General features: G+C 76.9%; 4 protein-coding genes. 2 read left to right on the top strand and 2 right to left on the bottom strand.

Features of this window, described 5'->3' with window-relative positions; all coding sequences use genetic code 11:
- The coding region (locus tag C6N75_RS17510) for an outer membrane protein assembly factor BamB family protein (RefSeq protein ID WP_146132589.1) at positions 1-1,433 on the top strand (1,433 nt) is incomplete at its 5' end.
- On the opposite strand, the gene C6N75_RS31650 is transcribed toward C6N75_RS17510, so the two are convergent.
- A complete protein-coding gene (locus C6N75_RS31650; protein ID WP_258177471.1) occupies positions 1,430-2,197 on the bottom strand; it encodes a hypothetical protein in 768 nt (255 codons plus the stop codon). The two genes, C6N75_RS17510 and C6N75_RS31650, sit on opposite strands and share 4 nt — an antisense overlap.
- A 122-nt stretch (positions 2,198-2,319) precedes the next feature.
- On the opposite strand from C6N75_RS31650, the gene C6N75_RS17520 reads away from it, so the two are divergent.
- Positions 2,320-2,952, top strand: coding sequence for a hypothetical protein (locus tag C6N75_RS17520; RefSeq protein ID WP_146132590.1), 633 nt, complete (start codon positions 2,320-2,322; stop codon positions 2,950-2,952).
- A 399-nt stretch (positions 2,953-3,351) separates the two neighbouring features.
- Here C6N75_RS17520 and C6N75_RS17530 read toward each other — a convergent pair whose 3' ends face one another.
- Positions 3,352-6,228 carry an AfsR/SARP family transcriptional regulator gene (locus C6N75_RS17530; RefSeq protein ID WP_322888058.1) on the bottom strand — a complete coding sequence of 959 codons (2,877 nt, stop codon included), beginning with the start codon at positions 6,226-6,228 and terminating at the stop codon, positions 3,352-3,354.
- Between the last annotated feature and the right edge of the window lie 79 nt (positions 6,229-6,307).

Raw genomic sequence — 6,307 nt, forward strand, 5'->3', positions numbered from 1 at the left:
CGCCGCCGCCCGTCCCCTCGTCCCGGCCCGCGCCCGGCCCGGCCGGCGGCGACCCGCGCACCGGACACGCCCGCGCCCCCGGCGTCCCGGTGCGCCTGGGCGCCGGCCCCGTGCCGATCGGCCCCGGGCCGCGGGTCGCCGACACCCGCGCGGCCGTGGTCGCCGACGTCGGGCCGGCCACCGGCTGGATCCGCCGCCCGGCCGGGCTGACCGGAGCGGGCGCGGTGACGGGGGCCGCGCCCGTGCCCGTACCGCCGTCCGTGCCGCCGATGCCGGCGCAGGAGCCGACCGGACCGGGCCGCTGGCGGCCCTGGCGGTTCCGGATGTCGAACGACGTCTGGGGCACCCCGATCGTCGACGGCGACCTGCTGTACGTCACCTCCTTCGAGGTGCACGCGCTGGACACGGCCACCGGGCGGCGGCAGTTCAAGACCCGGGAGGTCGCCTGGACCATGGCGGTCGAGAACGGCCGGGTGCACGCCTCCGACGGCCCCTCGCTCTACGCGCTGGACGCGCTGGACGGCGCGGAGCGGTGGCGGCTGAACACCGACGCCTGGGTGTACTCGCTGGCCGTGGACCGCGGCACCGTCGTCACCGGCACCCGCGGCGGCGGCGTACAGGGCTGGGAGGCCTCCAACGGGGCCAAGCTGTGGGAGGTCACCGGCGCGCAGACCGACTTCGAGACCGCCGACGCCGGGCCGGCCGTGCACGGCGACACCGTCTTCGTGTGGAAGGACGCCCGGCTGCGCGCGCTGGACGCCCGCACCGGCACCGAGCGCTGGTCCTACCCCATCGGCGACGCCGCCTCCTGCGGGGGCGCGCCGGTGCGGGTGATCACCGCCGAGGACGGCTACGCCTATGTGGCGGCCGGCACCCGGGTGCTGTCGGCGGACATCGCCTCCGGGCATGTGCGCTGGCACTTCGAGGCCCCCGCGGTCTTCCTCTCGCCGCCCGCCTTCGCCCCCGGGCCCGCGGTCACCGGCGGCGGGGTGTACCTCGCCGACTACCTCGGCACGGTGTACGCGCTGGACGCGACGACCGGCAAGGACCGCTGGCGGATCGCCACCGAGGCCCGCCAGTCCGCCGAGCCGGTGCTGGTCGCCGACGGCAACGTGCACGTGGGCAGCGGCAGCGCGCTGTACACCCTGGACGCGGTCACCGGCACCCCGAAGTGGCGCTTCCCGGCCGGCGGCCCGATCATCGGGTCCCCGGTGGTCGCCGACGGCCGACTGCACTTCGGCTCGGCCGACCACGTGCTGTACACGCTGGACGCGGCCGGCGGCCAGTTGCGCTGGAAGCTCACCACCGGCGGCGAGATCACCGGCTCGCTGGTGGCCCGCGCGGGTGTGGTCTACGCGTGCAGCAAGGACCGCTGCGTGTACGCGCTGGACGCGGTCAAGGGCACGGCCACCGGGCGCGGCGGGGCGCGCTAGCCCCCCTGCCGCGGGGGCCGGCCGTCGTCGTCCGGGGGCCGGCGCCCGGGCTCGGTGGGCGGCCCGCCGTCGCCGGGACCGTCGTAGCGCTGCCCGTACGGAGGCGTGTCCGCGGGCCCGTACGAGCGGGTCGGCTGGTCCCCGTACGGCGGCTGCCGCTCCTGCTGGTGCGGGGGCTGCTCGGCGTGCGGACCGGTGTACGGGTACGGGCCGGGGCGGCCGTACGGGTCGTGCTGCGGCTGGTCGTACGGCTGCGGCTGCCCGTACGGCTGCGGCTCGTCGTACCGCTCGTCGTACCGCTGCTCGGGGGCCTCCTCGGCGTCCCGGCGGGCCCGGCGGCGGGACCGCACCCCGCGGCGTCCGCTCATCACCAGCGCCGCGAACAGCAGCAGAAGCCCGCCGGCGGTGGCCGCCCCCACGCCCCAGCCCAGGCCGGTGCCGTCCGGCTCGATGCTCAGGCTGTCGGCGGCCTGCCCCTGGCGGACCATCCACAGCACCGTGAAGCCCAGCACCACCAGACCGGCGAGGGCGACGACCAGCCGGGAGCGCAGCACGATCCCGACGAGGGTGAGCAGCGCGGCGAAGGCGAACGGCAGCAGGAGGGACAGGAAGAGCGCCGGCCGGGCGTCGGTGATGCCGCCGAACAGGTCGTCGACGGCGTAGTCCTGGCCCTGCCGGCCGCCGTACCAGGCGCGGAACGGGCTCCAGACGGCGGCCGCGGCTCCGACGAGCGCGAGAAGCGAGCCGATGGCGTTGCGGATCATGCTCGCCTCCCGGGTGCGACCTGGTCCGACTCCACATCCGAACGTACGCCGGGCCGCACGGCGCTGCCACAGGGCGGGGGCCGTCCGGGCCGTGCCGATACCCTGCCGGGGACGACAAGAACATGACACAGCACGGGGGTGCGGCGATGAGTGCGGCGATGACCGGCAGGCGGGTGCGGCTCACGGTGGTGCTGCTGGCGGTGGTGCTGGCGCTGACCGGGTTCCAGAGCGGGGCGCACGCACGCAAGGGCGGGAGCAGCTCCGGTGGGGGCGGCTGCTCCAGCTCCGACAAGGGCAACGGCGACTACGGCAGCGGGAGCAGCGGCGGCGGGTCGGGCGGCACGTCCGGTGGCACGTACCGGAACAACGGCGTCGGCGACGAGGACGAGACGGGCGGCGGTTCGGGCGGCGGCGAGCCGACCGAGCCCGCACCGACGGCGTCGGCCGGCGAGGACGCGGTGGTCACCGTGGTGGACTGCGTGGAGTCGGCCCGCAAGCGCGCCAAAGGCAAGCGGAAGACCGGCGGCGGGAAGGACGACACCACCGCGACCGTGCGAGTCACCTCCCGGGTCGCCGTCGACGCGGACTTCGACGTGGTCGTCGAGTTCCGGGACGACCGGGACGCCGTGGTGGACAGCGCCTCCCAGGACGTGTGGGTACACGCCGGCGAGACGACGACGGTCGAGCTGCGGATGAAGGCCCCCCGGTCGGTGGACCGGGTGGCCCTCTGCGAGGCCACCGTCGACCGGGCCTGACCGGCGTACGCACACGGCGCGGCGCGGGGGTGTGGTTGTCGCCCAGCGGCTCTGCCGCCTTCTTCGGCGGTGCGGGCGTGTGGTTGTCACCCAGCGGGGTGGCGGTGTTCTTGGGCGGCGCCGGCGTGTGGTTGTCGCCCAGCGGCCCCGCGACCGGCTGGTCGGCGGCATTGCTCATGGTGTGCTCCTTCGTGGTGCCGGTGGGGGCCGGACGGTTGTGAGACGCCCGTTCGGCGGCTCCCCCGCAGTCGCCGAACGGACGCTTCAGGACCGTTCACCCTAGCGACGGCCCCCGGGCCGATCCGCCTGCCCCCCGACGCGGCGGATCGTGGAAGGAACACTGCCGCACGGGCATAAACGAATGCTGAACGGCGAGGTGAGGGCCTTCGGGGTCAGAAGTCAGGCGGCGGCGAGCGGGGTCAGCAGGGCGCGGACGCGGGCGGCTTCGGGGGCGTCCAACCGCTCGTAGAGGGAGAGCGCCTCCTGCCAGCAGGCGCGGGCCCGGCCGGGCTGGCCCAGCGCGTCCAGCGCGCTGCCCAGCACCGTCAGCACGTTGCCGCGCATCCGGTCGCCGCCGATGCAGCCCAGCGACAGCGCCTGTTCGGCGTGCTGGGCGGCCAGCGGCGCCTGGCGGGAGGCCAACTGGGCCTCGGCGATGCGGAAGTACGCGGTGCCCTGCCACAGCCACTGCCGGTTGCGGCCGAAGCCGTGGGCGGCCTCGGTGAGTTCGGCCAGCGCCTCGGCGTACCGGCCGCCGTGCGAGAGGACCACCCCGAGCGCGTACCGGGCGTTGTCCAGCCGCATGTCGCTGCCGATCCGCCGGTAGAGCGCCAGGCCCTCGCGGGCGAGGCGGATCGCGCTGTCGGGGCGTTCGGTGAAACCGTGCAGCCGGGAGAGGTTGCAGACCGCGCTGGCCTCCACCGAGGGGTCGCCGTCGGCGCGGGCGCCGTCCCGGGCGCGCTCCCACAGGCGCTCGGCGTCCGGGTAGCGGCCCTGGTTGAGGGCGATGATGCCCCGGTCGTTGTCGGTCCAGTAGACCGGCGCCGCGTCCCCGGTGGCCACCGCGAGGTCCCGGGCGGTGCGGGCCTCCTCGTCGGCCTCGCCGTAACGCCCGGCCACCAGGTGGACGTTGGTGAGCGCGGTGCGGGCCCGGCCCTCGGCGCGGGCGTCTCCGGCGGCGCGAGCGGCCTCCCGGGCGGCGAGCGCGGCGGCCTCGTACTGCTTGGCGTTGGCGCCCGACTCGGCCAGGTCCTTCGCCGCCCACAGCAGGTCCACCGCCCGCCGCAGCCGGCCCGGTCCCGGCCCCGGTCCACCGCCCGTGGCGGACTGCCGGGCGCAGGCCAGGACGCAGTGCGCCTCGGCGTACAGCCAGTCCAGCGCCGCGTACCGGTCGGCGAAGTCCAGACCGGCGTACCCGGCCGGCTCGAGGCGGTCCACCAGCCGGTCGCCGGGGCGCTCGATGGCGTACACCCGGGCGGCGGTGGCCAGGTAGAAGCCGAGCAGCCGGTCGAGCGCGGCCGCGCCCTCGCCTCCGGGGGCGTCCGCGGGGTCGGCGCAGGAGCGGGCGAACAGCCGGACCAGGTCGTGGAAGCGGTAGCGGCCGGGCGCGGCGGACTCCAGCAGGGAGGCGTCCACCAGGGACTCCAGCAGCTCCTCGGCGTCCTCGGCCGGCAGGTCCAGCACGGCGGCCGCGGCGGGCAGCGAGACGTCCGGCCCGTCGGCCAGGCCCAGCAGCCGGAACGCCCGCGCCTGGGCCGGCTCCAACTGCCCGTATCCCAGCTCGAAGGTGGCCTTCACGGCCAGGTCGCCGGCGCGCAGCTCGTCCAGCCGGCGCCGCTCGTCGGCGAGCTTGACGGCCAGCGCGGCCACCGTCCAGGTGCGGCGGGCCGCCAGCCGGGAGGCGGCGATCCGGATGGCCAGCGGCAGGAACCCGCAGGCGGCCACCACGTCCAGGGCGGACTCCCGCTCGGCGCCCACGCGTTCCGCGCCGACGATCCGGGTGAACAACTGCAACGCCTCGTCCGGGGACATCACGTCCAGGTCGACCAGGTGCGCCCCGGCCAGGTCCAGCATCCGCACCCGGCTGGTCACCAGCGTGGCGCAGCCCGCGGCGCCCGGCAGCAGCGGGCGGACCTGGGCGGCGTCCCGGGCGTTGTCCAGCAGCACCAGCACCCGCCGGCCGGCCAGGGTGGAGCGGTACAGCGCGGCCCGTTCCTCCAGGGTGTCGGGGACGGCGGAGTCCGCGGCGCCCAGGGCGCGCAGGAAGGCGCCGAGCACGGTCTCCGGTTCGGCCGGGCGGGGGCCGGCGCCCTGGAGGTCGACGTAGAGCTGGCCGTCGGGGAAGCCGGGCCGGGCGGCGTGCGCCACATGCACGGCCAGCGTGGTCTTGCCGACGCCGCCGATGCCGGCCAGCGCGGAGACGGCCATCACCGAGGAGCCGGCGGAGACCAGCTTGTCGCCCAGTTCGCGGACGAAGGAGGCCCGGCCGGTGAAGTCGGGCACCCCGGCCGGCAACTGGGCCGGCCGGGTGGGCGCGGCGGCCGGGGCGGGGCCGCCGCCCGACATGGCCAGCTCCTCGTCGGCGTGCAGGATGCGCTCCTGGAGGCGGGCCAGCTCCGGGCCGGGGTCGACGCCCAGCTCCTCGGCGAGCAGCTTGCGGGTGTCGGCGTACACGGCGAGCGCCTCGGCCTGCCGGCCGCCCCGGTACAGCGCCAGCATCAGCAGTTCGCGCAGCCGCTCCCGCAGCGGGTGCGCGGCGGTCAGCGCGGTCAGCTCGGAGACCGCGCCCGCGTGCCGGCCGCACTCCAGGTCCAGCTCCAGCCGGGTCTCCAGGAGGGTCAGCCGCCACTCGTCCAGCCGGGCCCGCTGGGCCTCGGCGTAGGGGCCGGGCACGGAGGCCAGCGGCTCGCCGTCCCAGCTTCCGAGCGACCGGGCCAGCAGCTCGCGCGCCCCGGCCGGGTCGCCGGCCGCGCGGGCCTTGGCGGCCTGGTCGGCCAGTTCCCGGGCGGCGGCCAGGTCCACGGTCGCGCCGCCGGTGCGCAGCGCGTACCCGCCCGACTCGCTGACCAGCGTCCCGGCGGGCAGCACCTTGCGCAGCCGGGAGGCGTAGGTGCGCAGCGCGGCGAGCGCCTGGGCGGGCGGCTGCTCGCCCCAGATGCCGTCGATCAGCTCCCCGGCGGTCGCGGTCCGCCCCTCCCGCAGCAGCAGCGCGGCCAGCAGCGCCCGCTGCTGCGGCGACCCGGACGCCAGCGCCTGCCCGTCGAGGGTGACCCGCACCGGTCCGAGCACCGCGAACCGCAGCGCGGGGCCGGGCGGGGGTGCGCCTGTCTCTTATACACATCTCCGAGCCCACGAG

This window comes from Streptomyces solincola, from assembly GCF_002982015.1.
GTDB lineage: Bacteria > Actinomycetota > Actinomycetes > Streptomycetales > Streptomycetaceae > Streptomyces > Streptomyces solincola.

What these genes read in the sequence shown, in the direction of transcription:
- C6N75_RS31650 (WP_258177471.1), bottom strand. Translation starts at nt 2,197, where the DNA reads ATGATCCGCAACGCCATCGGCTCGCTTCTCGCGCTCGTCGGAGCCGCG.
- C6N75_RS17520 (WP_146132590.1), top strand. Translation starts at nt 2,320, where the DNA reads ATGACACAGCACGGGGGTGCGGCGATGAGTGCGGCGATGACCGGCAGG.